This is a genomic window from Isoptericola sp. S6320L, from assembly GCF_023015685.1.
Classification (GTDB): Bacteria; Actinomycetota; Actinomycetes; order Actinomycetales; family Cellulomonadaceae; genus Isoptericola; species Isoptericola halotolerans_A.
Genome location: NZ_JALKAT010000013.1, coordinates 59,569 through 76,852 on the forward strand (window position 1 = coordinate 59,569; position 17,284 = coordinate 76,852).

General features: G+C 74.5%; 17 protein-coding genes. 10 read left to right on the forward strand and 7 right to left on the reverse strand.

What is annotated here, in order from left to right:
• Window positions 1-30: 30 nt before the first annotated feature.
• Window positions 31-690 (reverse strand): hypothetical protein, encoded by a 660-nt coding sequence (locus tag MWU57_RS09675; RefSeq protein WP_246908963.1) that lies wholly within the window; start codon window positions 688-690, stop codon window positions 31-33.
• Window positions 691-886: 196 nt separating this feature from the next.
• On the opposite strand from MWU57_RS09675, the gene MWU57_RS09680 reads away from it, so the two are divergent.
• From MWU57_RS09680 to MWU57_RS09705, 6 genes are all read left to right on the forward strand, one after another.
• On the forward strand, window positions 887-3,226 hold the full coding sequence (locus MWU57_RS09680; RefSeq protein ID WP_246908964.1) for a SpoIIE family protein phosphatase: 2,340 nt from the start codon (window positions 887-889) through the stop codon (window positions 3,224-3,226).
• A 54-nt stretch (window positions 3,227-3,280) separates the two neighbouring features.
• A complete protein-coding gene (locus MWU57_RS09685; RefSeq protein WP_106265358.1) occupies window positions 3,281-4,282 on the forward strand; it encodes a sigma-70 family RNA polymerase sigma factor in 1,002 nt (333 codons plus the stop codon).
• Between the two features lie 121 nt (window positions 4,283-4,403).
• Window positions 4,404-4,862 carry a CrcB family protein gene (locus tag MWU57_RS09690; protein ID WP_374108545.1) on the forward strand — a complete coding sequence of 153 codons (459 nt, stop codon included), beginning with the start codon at window positions 4,404-4,406 and terminating at the stop codon, window positions 4,860-4,862.
• Complete coding sequence (crcB, locus tag MWU57_RS09695; RefSeq protein ID WP_246908966.1) at window positions 4,859-5,266, forward strand: fluoride efflux transporter CrcB; 408 nt, start codon at window positions 4,859-4,861, stop codon at window positions 5,264-5,266. The genes MWU57_RS09690 and crcB overlap by 4 nt, the downstream gene beginning before the upstream one ends.
• A gap of 12 nt (window positions 5,267-5,278) precedes the next feature.
• Complete coding sequence (locus tag MWU57_RS09700) at window positions 5,279-6,250, forward strand: 5'-3' exonuclease (protein ID WP_246908967.1); 972 nt, start codon at window positions 5,279-5,281, stop codon at window positions 6,248-6,250.
• 77 nt (window positions 6,251-6,327) lie between these two features.
• Window positions 6,328-7,089, forward strand: a complete 762-nt coding sequence (locus tag MWU57_RS09705; RefSeq protein ID WP_246908968.1) for a VOC family protein — start codon at window positions 6,328-6,330, stop codon at window positions 7,087-7,089.
• On the opposite strand, the gene MWU57_RS09710 is transcribed toward MWU57_RS09705, so the two are convergent.
• The 4 genes from MWU57_RS09710 to MWU57_RS09725 form a co-directional block, all read right to left on the reverse strand.
• Window positions 7,079-7,855 carry a copper homeostasis protein CutC gene (locus MWU57_RS09710; RefSeq protein WP_246908969.1) on the reverse strand — a complete coding sequence of 259 codons (777 nt, stop codon included), beginning with the start codon at window positions 7,853-7,855 and terminating at the stop codon, window positions 7,079-7,081. The genes MWU57_RS09705 and MWU57_RS09710 overlap by 11 nt on opposite strands.
• Complete coding sequence (locus tag MWU57_RS09715; protein ID WP_106265910.1) at window positions 7,855-10,509, reverse strand: phosphoenolpyruvate carboxylase; 2,655 nt, start codon at window positions 10,507-10,509, stop codon at window positions 7,855-7,857. The genes MWU57_RS09710 and MWU57_RS09715 overlap by 1 nt, the downstream gene beginning before the upstream one ends.
• A 161-nt stretch (window positions 10,510-10,670) precedes the next feature.
• Window positions 10,671-11,516, reverse strand: coding sequence for a hydroxymethylpyrimidine/phosphomethylpyrimidine kinase (locus MWU57_RS09720; protein WP_246908970.1), 846 nt, complete (start codon window positions 11,514-11,516; stop codon window positions 10,671-10,673).
• Window positions 11,517-11,578: 62 nt separating this feature from the next.
• A complete protein-coding gene (locus tag MWU57_RS09725) occupies window positions 11,579-11,836 on the reverse strand; it encodes a hypothetical protein (RefSeq protein ID WP_246908971.1) in 258 nt (85 codons plus the stop codon).
• A 74-nt stretch (window positions 11,837-11,910) separates the two neighbouring features.
• Between MWU57_RS09725 and MWU57_RS09730 the strand changes: the two genes are divergently transcribed.
• A complete protein-coding gene (locus MWU57_RS09730) occupies window positions 11,911-12,693 on the forward strand; it encodes a deoxyribonuclease IV (protein ID WP_246908972.1) in 783 nt (260 codons plus the stop codon).
• 74 nt (window positions 12,694-12,767) lie between these two features.
• Entirely contained in the window at window positions 12,768-13,133 is a 366-nt protein-coding gene (locus tag MWU57_RS09735) for a helix-turn-helix transcriptional regulator (protein ID WP_106265370.1), read from the forward strand.
• A 229-nt stretch (window positions 13,134-13,362) separates the two neighbouring features.
• On the opposite strand, the gene MWU57_RS09740 is transcribed toward MWU57_RS09735, so the two are convergent.
• Together MWU57_RS09740 and MWU57_RS18395 are read right to left on the reverse strand one after the other, a co-directional pair.
• Window positions 13,363-14,088, reverse strand: a complete 726-nt coding sequence (locus MWU57_RS09740; protein WP_246908973.1) for a response regulator transcription factor — start codon at window positions 14,086-14,088, stop codon at window positions 13,363-13,365.
• Complete coding sequence (locus MWU57_RS18395; protein WP_246908974.1) at window positions 14,085-15,368, reverse strand: sensor histidine kinase; 1,284 nt, start codon at window positions 15,366-15,368, stop codon at window positions 14,085-14,087. Before MWU57_RS18395 ends, MWU57_RS09740 begins: the two co-directional genes overlap by 4 nt.
• 162 nt (window positions 15,369-15,530) lie before the next feature.
• Between MWU57_RS18395 and MWU57_RS09750 the strand changes: the two genes are divergently transcribed.
• Window positions 15,531-16,430 carry an ABC transporter ATP-binding protein gene (locus tag MWU57_RS09750; protein WP_106265374.1) on the forward strand — a complete coding sequence of 300 codons (900 nt, stop codon included), beginning with the start codon at window positions 15,531-15,533 and terminating at the stop codon, window positions 16,428-16,430.
• Window positions 16,427-17,221: an ABC transporter permease gene (locus tag MWU57_RS09755; RefSeq protein WP_246908975.1), complete on the forward strand. Its 795-nt coding sequence runs from the start codon at window positions 16,427-16,429 to the stop codon at window positions 17,219-17,221. Before MWU57_RS09750 ends, MWU57_RS09755 begins: the two co-directional genes overlap by 4 nt.
• The last annotated feature ends 63 nt before the right edge of the window (window positions 17,222-17,284 follow it).

Genomic DNA, 17,284 nt, shown 5'->3' on the forward strand with positions numbered 1-17,284 from the left:
TCTACCAGACGCCGAGGGGGTGCACGGTCCTCAGACCTCGGCGGGCCGCACGACGTCGACCCACTGCTCCGCGCGCAGCTCCTGCGAGCGCTCGTCGAGCCCCGACCAGCGGCGCGCGTCCTCGATGGTGGCCTGCAGCAGCTCCCGCAGCCGCGCGTCGGAGTCGGGCACGTACGCCTCGCTGATGCCCTGGACCGCCGTCGACACCACGGACGGCGCGGCGTCGCGCACGAACCGCTTCGGCTTGACGTGCGTCCCCGCGCAGAACCGGCGGGCCCAGTCGGCCGTCTTCGGCGCGCTGGCCAGCGCGGCCACGCTCTCGGGTCCCAGCGTCCCGTCCGGCCTGCCGTCGAGCGCGTCGAGCATGCGCTCGGCGCCGAAGACGGCCACGGCCAGGGTCTGCTGCCGGTCGGCGGGTGCCACCGGCAGCGCCGTCCGGGCGGACCGCAGCGCGATCCGGACGTCCCAGCGCGGGTCGTCGCTCGTCAGGCCGATGACCGACGGGATCATGGTCGACAGCCGTGGCCGCGCCTGGTCCGAGGTCAGGTCGTTGACCGCACGTGCCAGCATCGCCAGGAGCGGATGCGTGCACTGCGGATGGTCGCTCCAGCGCTCACCGGCGAGGAACGACGCGAGCTCCATGAAGCACGCGCCCTTCTTCGGGTTGCGGTGCTTTCCCCGCCCCAGCATGGGCAAGGCGTCGAACGTTCCAGCGGTTCCCACCACGAGTCCACCCCCGTATCGGTTCCTGCTCCCAGTGTGCGCGCGGTGTGACGTAGGTCGCAACGGGTAGCGCGAACCCTGCTGCCGCGCCCTGCCGGAGGCGCGACGCGTCGAGCCACCGGAGGAGGCACGCGATCCGGGAGATGGGGGCCATACTGGGTCCGTGCCCGCGACCAAGGTCCTGGGTTCGCTGCTCCGTGGCGCCCCGGACGAGTCCATCGCCGACGAGGTGTTCGACCGCATCGTGCGGCTCGTCCACCGCAACCTGGGCGTGCCCGCAGCCGCCTTCGTCGTGCTGGCCGACGGCGTGCAGCTCCTGCCCGGTGCGGTCGGCATGCCCGCGGCGCTGCAGCGCGAACGGGCCATCGACGTCGCGGACCCCGCGACCGGGATCGTCGTCGCGGAGCGGTCGCCGCTCGTCGTGGACGACACCCGGACCGACGAGCGCTTCGCCCACCGGTACATCTCCCAGGAGATGGGGACGCTGGCCGTCGCGGGGTTCCCCGTCGAGGACGGCCGGGGACAGGTCGTCGGCGCCCTCTGGGCGCTCGACACGGCGGTGCGCCGCTGGACCGAGGACGAGCTCGCCACGCTCAGCGACCTGGCGGCCTCCTGCACCGGCGAGCTGCGGCTCCGGGCCGAGCGGGAGCGCGCCCGCCGCGCCGAGCAGGTCGCGTTCCGCGCCCACCAGCGGGCGCAGTTCCTGCTCGGGCTCTCCGAGCAGTTCGCCGGGGTGACGACGCTCGAGGAGGTCGAGGAGACCATCGCCCAGGTGGTCGGCACCGGCATGGGGGCACGCTGGTGCTCGCTCGCCCTCGTCGACGCGGACCGCCGGCACCTGCGCTACGTGACCGTCGGGCACCAGGAACCCGGGTTCCCCGACACCATGCGCTCGACGCGGCTCGACTCCCCCCGGCCGGACACCGCCGTCGTGCGCGAGCGCCGGACCCTCTTCTACCGCGACCAGCGAGAGATGGGCGAGGCCTACCCCGCCATGGCGGGCGTGGGCCTCATGACCACCGGCGCGCGGTCGTTCCTGCCGGTCGTCGCGGACGACGACGTCATCGGCGTCGTCGTGTGCGTGTGGGAGGAGGCGCGCGAGCACGACGCCGGGACGGCCGCGCTGGAGACCACGCTCAGCCGGTACGTGGCGATGGCCCTCGAGCGCGTCGCGCTGCTGGAGGCCCGGCGGCGGGTCGCGACGACGCTGCAGGAGTCGCTGCTCTCCGACGCGCCCGAGGTCGCGCACCTCGACATCGCCACGACGTACGCGCCCGCGGCCCGCACCGACCAGGTGGGCGGCGACTGGTACGACGCGGTGGTGCGCGACGACCGCACCGCCGTGCTGACCATCGGCGACGTCGCCGGGCACGACGTGAACGCCGCCGCGCAGATGGGCCAGCTCCGGTCCATGCTGAGGGCCCTCGCCTGGAGCCACGACGAGTCGCCGGCCGCGCTGCTGAGCCGCCTCGACCGGGCCAACGCCACCCTGGGCCCCCAGGCGCTGGCGACCGCCGTCGTCGTGCGGCTCGACCACGACGAGCACCCGCAGGGCGACACGGGGCAGGACGGCACCCCCGAGCGCGGGTACACGCTGACCTGGTCCGACGCCGGGCACCCGCAGCCGCTGGTGCTGCGCCGCGACGGGACGGTCGAGCAGCTCGACGCCCGCACCGACATGCTGCTCGGCGTCGACCCCGGCACCGACCGGCACGACCACGTCACCCGCCTGCTGCCCGGCGACACGCTGCTGCTCTACACCGACGGCCTCGTCGAGCGGCGCGGCGTGATGATCACCGACCGCATGCGCGACCTGCGCGAGGCGCTCGCCGACGTGCACGGCGAGGCGACGGCGGCCCTGCCCCGGGCCCTCGTCCGGCGGCTCGTGGGACGGGCCCAGCGCGACGACGTCGCCGTGCTCGCGGTGCGCGCCCGCGTCCCGGCGCCGTCCGGCCCACCCGGGGAGGACGGTCCCGCCACCGCCGAGCGCAAGGTCGCTGAGGCCCTCAGCGACCTGGGGCCCGCCCGGCGCTGGGTCGACGACGTGCTGGAGTCGTGCGACGTCGACGGCGAGCAGCGGCGCACGGCGATGCTGCTCGCGAGCGAGATCCTCACCAACGCGCTGGAGCACGGCCGGGGACCGATCGTGGCGACCGTCGAGGTGGACGACCGCCGGCTGCGCGTCGGGGTGCGGGACGGCTGCACCCGCCCGCCGGTGCTGCGTGCCCCGGAACCCCAGGATCTGTCCGGCCGGGGGGTGCAGTTCCTCGAGAAGCTCGCGTCGCGGTGGGGGGTCCAGCAGCACCAGGTGGGCGACGTCGTCGGGCGGCACGCCGCCGTCGGCGCCGGCAAGACGGTCTGGTTCGAGATCGACCGGACGGCGCGGCCGCTGAGCGGCAACGTGCCCGTGGTGCGGCGTTCGTCGCCCACCACGAGCTCGGTGCCGCTCGTCGAGCGCGTGCTGCCGTGGACGCGTGACGAGGCGCGACGTCGGCGGACGTGAGCCGGCGCTGCCCGTGGCGCGCGGGTGTCGGTACCTCGTCCTACCGTGTGAGGCATGACACAGACCGTGACGGGTGTCGGCGACGTCCCCGACGTCGGCGCGCGCCTCGAGGAGTACCGGCGGGAGCTCACGGGCTACTGCTACCGGATGCTCGGCGGGGCCGGCGACGCGGACGACGCCGTCCAGGAGACGATGCTGCGCGCCTGGCGCGCCTACGACCGCTTCGAGGGGCGGTCCTCCCTGCGGTCCTGGCTCTACCGGATCGCGACCAACGTGTGCTTCGACGCGCTCGGCGCGTCCAAGCGCCGCGAACGACCGATGGGGCTCGGCGGCCCCCAACCGGCCGAGATCGAGAACTTCGGCGAGACGCTGCCGGAGGACCGCTGGGTCGAGCCCGTGGCGGACGACGCCGTGCTGCCCCGCGAGGGGGACCCGGCGCAGATGGCCGTGGGGCGCGAGTCGGTCCGGCTCGCGTTCGTCGCCGCCCTGCAGCACCTCCCGCCCCGCCAGCGCGCGGTGCTGGTGCTGCGCGAGGTGCTGCGCTGGTCGGCGGCGGAGACGGCGACGCTGCTCGACACCACCGTGGTCTCGGTGAACTCCGCGCTGCAGCGGGCCCGCGCCACCCTCGGCACGAAGGCGCTCGAGCGCGACGAGGCCCGGTGGGGCACCGTCGACGACGAGCTCCTGGAGCGCTACCTCGACGCGTTCGAGCGCTACGACATGGAGGCCCTGGTCGCCCTGCTGCGCGAGGACGCCGTGCTGAACATGCCGCCGTACACGCTGTGGGTGTCCGGTCCGCGGGAGATCGCCCGGTGGATGCTCGGCCCGGGGCACGGGTGCCGCGGGTCGCGGTGCCTGCGGGTGCGGGCCAACGGCTCGATGGCGTTCGGGCAGTACCGCGCGTCCCCGGACGGCGGGTGGGCGCCGTGGGGGCTGGTGGTCCTGGAGGACGACGGCGTCGGTCACATCACCGGCATCACGACGTTCCTCGACACGGCGACGTGGTTCCCGCGCTTCGGGCTCCCCGACCACCTGCCCACCGAGCCCGCGAGGTAGGGCGGGACTCGCCGAGGTAGCGCGGGACACGCCGAGGTAGGGCGGGACACGCCGAGGTAGTGCTGGACTCGCCGAGGTAGTGCCGCTCGCGGCGAGGTAGCAGCGCGGCGCGTCCGCCATGATGGTGCCCGTGACCTCGCCCCGACCCCCGCACCGCGACCTGCGGCTGCTCGGGCTCGTCGCGGTCGGCGGGGCCGTCGGCTCCTGCCTGCGCTACGCGGTGTCGCTCGCCCTCCCGGCCGAGCCGGGTGGCTGGCCGTGGGCGACGTTCGCCGTCAACGTCGTCGGGGCGTTCGCCCTCGGATGGCTGCTCGAGGCCCTCGCGGTCCACGGTCGCGAGACCGACCGCCTGCGCCGGCTCCGCCTGTTCGGGGGCACCGGCGTGCTCGGCGGCTTCACCACCTACTCGTCGCTCGCGCTCGACGTCGAGACGTTGCTCTCCGGCGGTCAGTGGCACACCGCCCTGGCGTACGGCGGCGCCACGCTGCTGCTCGGCCTCGTGGCTGCGCTGCTCGGGGTGCTCGCCGGCCTGCGTACGTCCCGCGGCCCCCGCGGCCCCCGCACGGGGCGGGGCCGATGACCGCCACGGTGTCCCCGCTGCTGGGGATGCTGCTCGTGGGCCTCGGCGGCGGGATCGGCGCGGCGGCCCGCTTCTGGCTCGCCGACAGCATCAAGGCCCGCCGCCCGACCGGGTTCCCGTGGGGGACGTGGATCGTCAACGTGCTCGGCTCGCTGCTCATCGGCGCCGTCACGGGGTGGCTCGTCCTCGCCGGCCCGGGCGGGGAGCCGTGGCGGCTGCTGCTGGCGACAGGTCTCTGCGGCGGCTTCACCACCTTCTCGACCGCCACCGTCGAGACCGTGACGATGTTCCGCGGCGGGCGCCACGTCGCCGCCGTGCTCCACGCGCTGAGCACCCTCGCCGTGACGGTGCTCGCCGTCGTCGGCGGGATCGCCCTGGTGGGTGCCGCCGTGGGTGGCTCCTGAGAGGCTGGCCCCATGCGCCTGATGCTGCTGGACACCGCGAGCCTCTACTTCCGGGCCTACTTCGGCCTGCCCGGCTCCCTGCGCTCCCCCGACGGCCGCCCCGTCAACGCGGTGCGCGGCCTGCTCGACATGATCGCGTTCCTCGTCACCGAGCACCGGCCCGAGCGCCTCGTGGCCTGCTGGGACGACGACTGGCGGCCCGCCTTCCGGGTCGACGCGATCGGATCCTACAAGGAGCACCGCGTCGCCGAACGGCGCGACGACGGCCCGGACGTCGAGGAGGTGCCGGCGGACCTGGTCCCGCAGGTGCCGGTCATCGTCGACGTCCTCGCCGCGCTCGGCATCGCCCGCGTCGGTGCGCCGGGCTTCGAGGCGGACGACGTCATCGGCACGCTGGTAGCCCGCGAGCTCGCCGCGTCCGCCGCCGACGGCGGCAGCCCGGCCGGGACCGGCGGCACCGGGCCCCAGGTCGCGGTCGTCACCGGCGACCGCGACCTCTTCCAGCTCGTGGACGACGACGCCGGGGTGGCGATCCTCTACCCGGCGCGCGGGGTGCGCGATCCCGACGTCGTGGACCAGGCGCTGCTCGCCGAGAAGTACGGGGTGCCGACCGGCGCCGCCTACGCCGAGATGGCGGTCCTGCGCGGGGACCCGTCGGACGGCCTGCCGGGCGTGCGCGGCATCGGGGAGAAGACGGCGGCCAAGCTGCTCGCGGCGTACGGCTCCCTGGACCGCCTGCTCGAGGCTGCCGCCGCCGGCGACAAGGGCGTGACCCCGACCCAGCGGGCCAAGCTCGCCGAGGCGGGCGACTACCTCGCGGTGGCTCCCGCCGTCGTGCAGGTCGCGGCGGACGCCCCCGTCGGGACGTTCGACGACGCCCTGCCGCGCGAGCCGTACGACGCCGAGACCCTCGACGCCCTGGCCGACCGCTGGGGCATCCGCTCCAGCGTGGACCGCGTGCTGACGGCGCTCGCGCGGCGATGAGTTCCGCCGTCGGGCACCGTCTGTCCTGACGAGCGCCGGCCGCCGGCCGGCGCCGAGCCGACACCACGGAGGACGACATGCCCGCACGCGGAGACCTGCCGGACGGCGCGCCGATCTGGATCGACCTGGGGACGGACGACGTCGACGCCGCCATCCCGTTCTACACCAAGCTCTTCGGCTGGGAGCACGTCGGCTTCGGCGAGGAGTTCGGCGGCTACGGGCAGTTCCTCCACCGGGGAGAACCGGTGGCGGGCGTCGGCCCGAGCATGCGGCCGGGCGGGCCGAGCGAGTGGTCGGTCTACCTGGCCACCGCGGACGTCGACGCCGTGTCCGGGCAGGTCACGGAGCACGGCGGCACGCTCCTCATCGGTCCCGACGACGCGGCCGGGCAGGGTCGGTTCCTCGTCGCCGACGACCCGGTGGGCGGGTCCGTCGCGTTCTGGGAGCCGCACGGCCACGACGGGTTCGCGCGCGTCATGGAGCCCGGCGCACCGTGCTGGTTCGAGCTGTGGACGACGGACTTCGACGCCGCGACGGCGTTCTACCGCGACGCCGTCGGCTGGCGGATCACGCTCGTGCCGTCCGACGGCAGCATGCGGTACGCCACGAACGACACCCAGGAGGCGGCCACGGCCGGCGTCTACGACGCGGCCGGCGAGGAACGGACCGACCGGTCGTCCTGGCTCGTCTACCTGGGTGTGGCCGACGTGGACGCGGCGGCCGCGAGGGCCGCGGAGCTCGGCGGCACCGTCCTCGGCGAGCCGGCCGACTCGGCGTTCGGCCGGCTGGTCGACGTCCGCGACCCGGTCGGGGCCGTGCTCCGCCTCATCACCGTCTGACGGCCGCGGCCCCGGCGACGGCAGCGGCCGCGGCGGCCGCCACGTCGGGGTCGGTCACCTCGTAGCCGGAGCCTCCGCCGCCGCCGGGCCCGCCGTCGTCGGCCACGGTGCGCTTGGCGGACAGGTGGACCGCGTCGACGCCGGCGGCACGCAGCGCGGCGACGTCCTCGACGCGCACACCGCCGCCGGCCATGACCTGCACCACGCCACCGAGCCGGCCGCGGGCGTGCGCCGCGCAGGCGCGCAGCTGCTCGACGCCGTCCGCGCAGCGGGCGGCCCCGCCCGAGGTGAGGACGCGGGCGACGCCGGCCGCGGCGAGCGCGTCGAGGCCGGCGACCGGGTCGGCGAGCTGGTCGAACGCCCGGTGGAACGTCACCTCGGCCTCGCCCGCCGCGGCGACGAGCGCGCGCAGCGCCACCCCGTCGACCTCACCGGCGGCGGTGAGCGCACCGACGACGACGCCGCTCGCTCCGGCGTGCACGGCCGCCTCGACCTCGCGCACCTGCACGTCCAGCTCACCGGCGGCCAGGACGAACCCGCCCGGCCGCGGGCGCACCAGCACGTGGACCTCCACGGGGGTGCCCGACGGCGGAGCAGCGGCACGCTCGACGGCCGCGGCCAGCAGACCGGGGCCCGGCGTCACGCCGCCGGTGGCACCCAGGGCGGTGCAGAGCTCGACCCGGCGCGCGCCCACGGACGCCGCGACCGCCACGCCCGCGACGTCCTGCACCGCCAGCTCGAGCGCGACCGCGGCGTCCGGCGTCATCACCCGGTGTTCTGCAGGCCGGCGCTCACGCCGTTCACGGTGAGCAGCAGCAGGTGGCGCCAGCGGTCCTTGTAGCCGCCGTCGACCCACTCGCCGTCCTCGATCGTCAGGCCCTCGCTGGCGCCCTGGGTGCGCAGCGCCCGCAGCGCACGCACCTGGAGCAGGGACAGCGCGTCCACGTACGGCGAGCGGAGCTGCACGGCCCGACCGAGCACCCGGCGGCTGGCCAGCGGCCAGTCGTTGCCGGTGATCTTCAGGACCCACTCGCGGGTGAGGCGCAGCTCGTCCAGGACCATGGCCGCCAGGTCGTCGCGGTCGCCGAGCGCCAGGTACTTGGCGGCGATGCGCTCGTCCGTCTTGGCGAGCGACATCTCGATGTTGTCGAGCAGCGTGCCGAACAGCGGCCACTCGCGGTAGGCCGCCCGCAGCTCGTCCAGGTCGCCGAACGTCCGCAGCGCCGTGCCCAGGCCGTACCAGCCGGCCAGGTTGATGCGCGCCTGCGACCAGGAGAAGACCCACGGGATGGCGCGCAGGTCGTCGAGGGAGTTCACCGAGAGGCCGCGCTTGGCCGGGCGGGAGCCGATCGGCAGCAGGCCGACCTCCTCCAGCGGCGTGACCTCGGCGAACCACTGCGGGAAGCCCTCGGACTTCACCAGCTCGTGGAACCGTGCCCGCGACGTCGCGTCCAGGGAGGAGGCGAGCGCCGAGAACCGCTCGGCCGTGGTGGCGTTGCGCTTCTCCGTCGACGGCGCCGAGGCGAGCAGCGTGGCCGCCGCGACCTGCTCGATGTGCCGTGCCGCGATGGTCGGGTCGCCGTAGCGGGCCAGGATGACCTCGCCCTGCTCGGTGAGCTTGAACCGGCCGTCCACCGAGTGCGGGGGCTGGGCGAGCACCGCACGGTTCGCGGGGCCGCCGCCGCGGCCCAGGGCGCCGCCCCGGCCGTGGAACTGCGTCAGCGTGAGGTCGTGGCGCTGCGCCCACTCCGCGATCCGCGACTGCGCGGAGTGCAGCGCGAGGGTCGCCGCGACCGGTCCGACGTCCTTCGACGAGTCGGAGTAGCCGAGCATGACCTCGACGCGCCGGCCGTTCTGCGCCAGGCGCCGCTGCACCTGCGGCATCTCGAGCATCGCCTCGAGGATGTCGACCGAGTTCTCGAGGTCCGCGAACGTCTCGAACAGCGGGATCGCGTCGATGATCGGTGCGTCGTCCGCGCCGTCGAACGCCAGCTCGGCGAGCTGGTAGACGGCCGCCATGTGCTCCGGCGCCTGGGTGAACGACACGATGTAGCGACGGGCGGCCCGCTCACCGAACCGCTTCTGCACCGCACCGAGGGCGCGGAAGGTGTCGAGGACCTCGCGGGTGCGGTCGCTCAGCTCGCCGTGGACGCCCTTCTCGGCGATCTCCTCGAGCGCGGCGGCGTGCACCTGCGAGTGCTGACGCACCTCGATCTCGGCCAGGTGGAACCCGAAGGTCTGCACCTGCCACACCAGCTTCTGCAGGTCGCCGAACGCGGCACGCTGCGCCCCGGCCTCGACCAGCGACGCCTGCACGGTGCGCAGGTCCGCCTCCAGCTCCTCCGGACGCTGGTAGGCGAGGTCGGCGTCCCGCGTGCGGGTCGCGGCGATCCGGCCGGCGATCGCGAGGACCGCCGCGCGGTGCGGCTCGTTCGGGGAGTCCGCGGCGGCGGCGGTGGTCAGGTCGTCCGAGAGCTGGCGGATCCGCTGCCACAGGGCCTTCAGCTCGGCCGACGCCGGCGTGGTCGCCTCCTCGAGCGTCAGCTTGCGCCCCGTGGTGCGGGCGGCCTCCTCGAGGGCGGTCAGCGCGTGCTCCGCGGCGAGCGTGGCCGCCTGACGGGTGACCTCGGCGGTCACGTTGGGGTTGCCGTCACGGTCGCCGCCGATCCAGGAACCCAGGTAGACGAACGGCTTCGCGATCGGCGCGCGCGCCCCGGCCTCGCCGTTCAGCAGCCAGTCGTCCAGCCGGCGGTACACCTCGGGGAACGTGCTGAACATGGTGGCGTCGAAGACGCCCATGGCGGTCTTGACCTCGTCCAGCACCGTGGGCTTCGACGCCCGGATCGGCGAGGTGCGCCACATGGTGTCGATCTCGGCGAGCATGCGCCGCTCGTTCTCGGTGCGCGACGTCCCACCGGGACGCATCGTGTCGCGCTCGGCGAGCAGCGTCGAGATGCGCCGCACCGCGCCGGAGACCGCACGACGGCGGGCCTCGGTCGGGTGGGCCGTCAGGACGGGGCGGAACTCCAGCTCGCCCAGGCGTCGGACGGCCTCCTCTCGACCCACCTCCTCGGTGAGCTGTGTGAAGGCCGCGGGGAGCGACTCCTCGATGGCGGCACCCGACTCCGACTCGCGGTGGTGCAGCACCCGCACGCGGTGGTACTCCTCGGCGAGGTTCGCCAGGTGGAAGTAGCACGTGAAGGCCCGGGCCACCTGCTCGGCCCGCTCGAGGCTGAACCCCGCGACGACCTCCGCTGCCTCCTCGAGGCTCGCTCCGCCGTCGTCCACGCCGTAGGCGCGGATGGTCAGCTCGCGCAGGCGCTCGACGTCGTCGAGCAGGCCTTGTCCGCCGGCCTCGCGCAGCACGGTGCCGAGCAGTCCGCCGAGCAGGCGGATGTCGTCGCGCAACGGGTCGGGCATCTCGTGCCGGGCCACGACGCGCTCGATCGCGCCGGTGCTCGGGCTCTGCTGTCCGTAGTTGTCGCTCACGCCCTAGAGACTAAGCCGAACCCCGCTTGATACATAGTTTGCGTCCGCCGTACGGACCGGCAGGTGCCGCAGGCGACGCGAGCAGCCGGGGTTCAGGCACCCTGCGGTGCGTACGCTCCCTGCCACACGGTGTCGAACGGCGTGTGCGCGGCCACGCGCGCACGGATCCCCTGGGTCACGACGTCCTTGGCGGTCCGGACCGCCGTCGGGACGTCGGTGCCCTTCGCGAGCTCGGCCGTGATGGCCGCCGCGAAGGTGCAGCCGGCACCGGAGACCCGCTCCTCGCCGACCTTGGGCGTGCGCAGGACGGTGACGTGCTCGCCGTCGTACAGGACGTCGACGGCGTCCGGCCCGGGCAGCTCGACGCCGCCCTTCGCCGCGACGTACCGCGTCCCGTCCCCGGCGCCCTCCGTGGTGCCGAGCCGGCCGTGGATGCGGCGCGCCGCCTCGACCAGGTCGTCGACCGTCTCCACGGAGTCCATGCCGGCGAGCGTCTTCGCCTCGAAGAGGTTCGGGGTGACCACCGTGGCGAGCGGCAGCACCTGCGCGCGCAGCGCGGTGTCGGTGTCCAGGGCGGCGCCCGGCTCCTGGCCCTTGCAGATGAGCACCGGGTCCAGCACGACGTGCCGCCACGGCCGGGAGGCGAGGGACCGCGCGACGACGTCGATCGTGGCGGGTGTGCCGAGCATGCCGATCTTCACGACGTCGAGGTCGTGCGTGGCCGTGGCGGCCTCGAACTGGTCGGCGATCACCTGCGGCTCGACCGGCACGAACCGGTGCCCCCAGTCGTTCTCCGGGTCGAACGACACGATGCAGGTCAGCGTGCCGACGCCGTAGGTGCCGAGCTGCTGGAACGTCTTCAGGTCCGCCTGGATCCCGGCACCGCCGGTGGCCTCCGAGCCGGCGATGACGTAGGCGAGCGGTGGTGTGCTGGGCATGCGTTCCAGCGTACGACGGGTGCCTGCCGTCGCGATCCGGGTCCTCGGTCACCCGGGTGGCGTCACAGGGTACCCAGCAGCCGGGCCCGGGCCTCGGCGCGTTCGTCGTCCGTGATCCGGCCGGCGTCGTGGAGGCGGTCGAGGTGGTGCAGCCGCTGCTCGAGGAGGCCGGGCCGGTCCGTCGGCGCTCCGGCCGCCCGCGCCGGCGAGCCGCCGCGGACCATGGTCACGGCGATCACCACGACGGCGACCGCCGTCGCCAACGGGAGGAGCACCTGCAGGATCACCATGACCAGCCCGCTCAAGCCCATCGAGAACATTCGTCCTCCTCGTCGACTGCGGGCACCGTAGCAGCCGGGCCACCACCGTCGGGGTCTCGCCCTACGCTGAACCCATGAGCCTCAGGATCGGTGCCCACGTGAGCCTCGCCGACACCGTCGCGGACGCGGCGGCCATCGGCGCGGACGTCGTCCAGGTCTTCGTCTCGGACCCGCAGGCGTGGAAGGTGCCGCCGCTCGCCGACGGCGAGGCCGAGGCGTTCCGCACGGCGACGGCGGCGGCCGGCCTGGACGTCTACGTGCACGCCCCGTACGTCATCAACGTGGCGTCCACCAACAACCGCATCCGCATCCCCAGCCGCAAGCTCCTGCAGCAGGTCATGGCGCGCGCCGGCGAGATCGGCGCCCGGGGCGTGGTGGTGCACGGCGGGCACGTGACCGCGAACGACGATCCGGCAAAGGGCTTCGACAACTGGCGCAAGGCGATCGACTCCCTGGAGACCGACGTCCCCGTCCTCATCGAGAACACCGCGGGCGGCGACCACTCGATGGCGCGGCGCCTGGAACGGATCGAGCAGCTCTGGGCCGCCGTGCAGCAGGCCGACGGCGGCTCGGACGTCGGCTTCACGCTCGACACGTGCCACGCCTGGGCGGGTGGGATCGACCTGGCCTCCGCGGTCGCGGACGTCCGGGCGATCACCGGGCGCATCGACCTGGTGCACGCCAACGACTCCCGCGACGACGCCGGCTCCGGTGCCGACCGGCACACGAACTTCGGTGCGGGCACCATCCCCCCGGAGCTGCTGGTGGGCGTGGTCCGCGAGGCCGGCGCGCCGGTGATCTGCGAGACCAAGGGAGACGTCGGCACCGACATCGCCTGGCTGCGCGAGCGTCTCTGAGCGCCGCGCGCCGCGCGGCGACCGACCCTGTGGACGACCGCCGTGCGGGGACGGGACGGCACGACACTGCTGCCATGCGGAGATTCTTCGATGTCCCCGACCTCGAGCTGGTCCTCGACGTGGACGACGGCGAAGGCGGCCCCGAGGGTGGCCGTGGAGCGACCGGGCGCGCGCGCCCACGACCCGCTCCCCGGATGGCGCGCGACGGGCTCAGCAGGGTGGCGGCCGGCGCCGTCCGCCTCGAGAGCGCACGGCGCGGGCTGTCCCAGCAGCAGCTCGCCATCGAGCTCGGGCTGTCGCGCACGGCGGTCTCGGCCCGGTTCCGGGAGCGCGTCCCGTGGTCCCTCGACGAGATCGGTCGCCTGGCGCAGCTCTTCGGCTGTCGCGTGATCGAGCTGGTCAGCGAGGCGCCCGACCGGAACGGGCGAATCCCCTGGTAGATCCCGCACGTGCCGCGGGGCGCGGCACTGCGAAACAGGGGTGACCGGCGAGCGGGATCCTGACGCGAGTCGCGCACGCCACTCACGCTGTGCGTGAATCTCACGCGGAGCGTGAATGGCGTGCGCTGCGGTGGCTCGGATCCCGCTCACCGGACACGTGCGAAAAAAGCAGCCTCGACCGGCGGGCCGTGCATCCGGCCGGGCAGCTCGCGGACGGCGCGCGAGCGCTCTACCTGCCGCCCGACGCGGCGTCGTGGACCGCGATCGCCGCCTGCACCCGGTTGGCCGCCCCCAGCTTGTCGAGGATCCGCGACACGTGCGTCTTGACCGTCGGCACGCTCAGGTAGAGCCGGGCCGCGATCTCCGCGTTGGACAGGCCCTCGGCCAGCACCGCGGCGACCTCCCGCTCCCGGTCGGTCAGTGTCGCGAGACGGCGCCGTGCGAGCAGCCGCGCGTCGCGGGCGCCGTCCGCCGGGTCCGCCGAGAACTGGGCCATCAGCTGGCTCATGACCGACGGTGACAGCGTCGGCTCCCCGTCCGCCGCCGCCCGGACCGCGGCGACCAGCCGGTCGGGCGGGGTGTCCTTCAGCAGGAAACCCGCGGCCCCGGCACGCAGGGCGCGCAGCACCATGTCGTCCGTGTCGAACGTGGTCAGCACGATGACCCGCGGCGCACCATCACTCGCACCACCACCGGTGACACCACCCCCGGCACCACCCGCGGCACCTCCGGGTGCGACGATGCGCCGGGTCGCCTCGATCCCGTCCATGCGCGGCATCCGGATGTCCATGAGGACGACGTCGGGGCGCATGCGGCGTACCAACTCCACGCCATCGTCCCCGTCGCCGGCGTCGCCGACGACCCGCACCTCCGGGGCGCCGCCGAGGATCAGGCCCAGCCCGGCGCGTACCAGCGCGTCGTCGTCGACCACGACGACGGAGATCGAGTCGGTCATGGCGCCCACGGTAGCCAGGCACGCAACGTGAAGCGGCCGTCCGTCGCCCGGGCCGTCAAGGTGCCCCCGGCCAGCTCGGCCCGCTCCGTGAGTCCGAGCAGCCCCAGGCCCGACGGCGGCACCGACGGTGCGTCGTCCCCGCCGGCGTCCGTCAGCGCGGTCGGGTTCGTCACCGTGATCCACAGCCCCTGCCCCGGCGCACCGTGCAGCACCACCGAGGCGGAGAGCTCCGGCGCGTGCTTGCGCACGTTCGTCAGGGCCTCCTGGACGATCCGGTACGCGGTGCGGGACGCCGCCGTCGGCAGCTTCTCCGGACTGTCCCGGCGGTCCTCCAGCCGGACCGGGGTCCCGGCGTCCGTGGTGGAGCGGGCCAGCGCCGGCAAGTCGACGAGCGTGGGCTGGGGACGCTCCGGATCGGCTGCGTGGGGCCCGCCGACCGCGCCCGGCGGCGGACCGTCCAGCCCGCGCAGGACGCCGAGCACCTCGCGGAGCTCGCCGAGCGCCGCGTGGGCGCTGTCCCGCACCAGCGCGGCCGTCTCGGCGACCTGCTCGCGCGGCAGGTCCGTCCGGTACGCCAACGCGCCCGCGTGCATCGCCACCAGCGACATGCGGTGCGCCAGCACGTCGTGCATCTCCCGCGCGATCCGTGCGCGCTCGTTCGCCCGTGCCTGCGCAACCCGGCTCGCCTGCTCACGCTCCGCCGTCGCGATCCGCTCGTGCAGGCCGGCGAGGTACTCGCGCCGCAGGCCGATGTACGCCCCGATCCACACCATCAGCGAGTAGAGGACGACTCCCCCGCCCAGGGCGACGGGCCACCCCACGCTGTCCACCGGCGGGTAGAGCCGTTCGTACGTCCAGCCGCTGAGGACGTACACCACCCCGACCGCGACGATGCGCCACCACTGCCGGTGCGTCGCCAACGACACCACCGCCAGGGCCACCGGCCCGACGGCGAGCACCGACACGGCAGCACCCGCACAGACGAGCAGGGCGATCGTCGTCGGCCACCGCCGACGCAGGAGCACCAGGCCGAAGCAGACCAGCCCCACCAGAACGTCGAGGGCGACCTGCTGCTCGGAGATCGGCTGCTGCGCCGACTCGGCCTCCACCGCCATGCCACCGAAGACGATCGTGCTGAACACCAGCGCCACCGCCAGCCGCCACGTCTCGCCCCACACCCGACGCCAGACCCCCCGGGTGCGTGCCCTGTCCCGCGCTACGGGGTCGGTGTCGAGCACGGCCGGGTCGGGCCGGTACGGGTCGTCCGTCGGGGTGGGCACCCAGCGAGCGTAGGGCGATCGCCCCGGCCGGGCATCCGCCGTCGGACGCTGCCTGGCCCGGCCGGCATCCGCCGAAGGGATGACACGGACGAGCCCGACGGCGGACACGGACCCACCCTGCGGGCGATGCGCGGGCCCCTGCTCGCGCGGCAGCCTGGAGGCATGATCACCGTGGAGCACCTGACCAAGAGATACGGGCCGGTCTCGGCCGTGAACGACGTGTCGTTCACCGCCGAGCCAGGCCTCGTCACCGGCTTCCTCGGGCCGAACGGCGCCGGGAAGTCCACCGCCATGCGCATGATGACCGGCCTGACGCCGCCCACCAGCGGGACCGCGCGCATCCTGGGCAAGCCGTACGGCGCGCTCGCCAACCCCGGCCGCCGGGTCGGCGTCCTGCTCGACGCCGCGGCACAGCACGCCGGACGCACCGGCCGCGAGACGCTCGCCCTGTCCGCGCTGCTCACCGGCGTGGGACGGCACCGCGTCGACGAGGTGCTCGACGTCGTCGGCCTCACCCCGGCCGAGGCCGGCCGCCGCGTGCGCACCTACTCCCTCGGCATGCGCCAGCGGCTCGGCATCGCCGGGGCGCTGCTGGGCGAGCCCGACGTCCTCATCCTCGACGAGCCGGCCAACGGCCTCGACCCCGCCGGTATCCGGTGGATGCGTGACCTGCTGCGCGACTTCGCGGCGGACGGCGGCACAGTGCTGCTGTCCTCGCACCTGCTCTCCGAGATCGAGCACGTCGCCGACCGGCTCGTCGTCATCGGACGCGGCCGCGTCGTCGCCGAGGGCACCAAGGACGACCTGCTGCGCGCCGCCGGGACGTTCGTGCGCTCCACCGACGACGCCGCGCTGGCCGCCGCGTGCCGCGAGGCCGGGATCGACGTCGAGCCGCAGCCCGGCGGCGGGTTCACCACCACCGCCGGTGCCGAGCAGGTCGCCCGGACCGCCGTCGCCGCCGGTGTCCTGGTCGTCGAGCTGCGCGACACGTCCTCCCGCGGGCTGGAGGAGCTGTTCCTCGAGCTCACCGCCGACGACGCCCGAGAGGCGGTGTCCGCATGACCGCCGTCCAGCAGGCCGCGCCTGCCACCCGCACCCGGAAGCACGACCTCAAGCCCGTGCCGTTCACCCGGCTCGCGGCGTACGAGTGGCGCAAGCAGCTCGACACCCGGGCGGTGCGCTGGCTGTTCGTCACCATCGCCGTGATCACCGCCGGAGTCCTGGCCGTGACCGGCCTGGTGGGCGACGGCAACGTGTCGTTCGAGGCGTTCGTCACCAACACGTCGACGCCGCTCGCGATGCTCCTGCCGATCGTCGCCATCCTCGCCACCACCGCCGAGTGGTCCCAGCGCACCGGGCTGACGACCTTCACGCTGGAGCCGCGCCGGTTGCGCGTCGTGTGGGCGAAGCTGGTCACCGCGGTCGGCTCCGGGCTGGCCTTCTTCCTGGTCGCCGTCGCGATCGCCGCGATCGCGCACCTGGCGGTCATCACCTTCCGCGACGCCGACGCCGATTGGGGCCTCGGCGCGATGACGGCCGGCATGGTGCTGATGCTCGCGATCTGGATGATGCAGGGCGTGGCGTTCGGTCTGGCGCTGCAGAGCACGCCGGGCGCGATCGTCGTCTACCTCGTGGTGCCGACCATCGTGGGAGGCCTGACGGCGCTGGTGCAGTCGTGGCAGGACGTGTGGCCGTGGCTCGACCTGCAGACCGCCTCCATGCCGCTGATCACGGGTGGGTCGATGGGTGGCGAGCAGTGGGCGCAGCTCGCGGTCACCACCGCGATCTGGGTCGGCCTGCCGCTGCTGGTCGGAGTCCTGCGGGTCCAGCGCGGAGAGATCAAGACCGCCTGATCCACCCCCACTCCCGCCGCCTCCCGCCGCCGAACGTGTCGATCCGGACCGCTTTGACTCCGC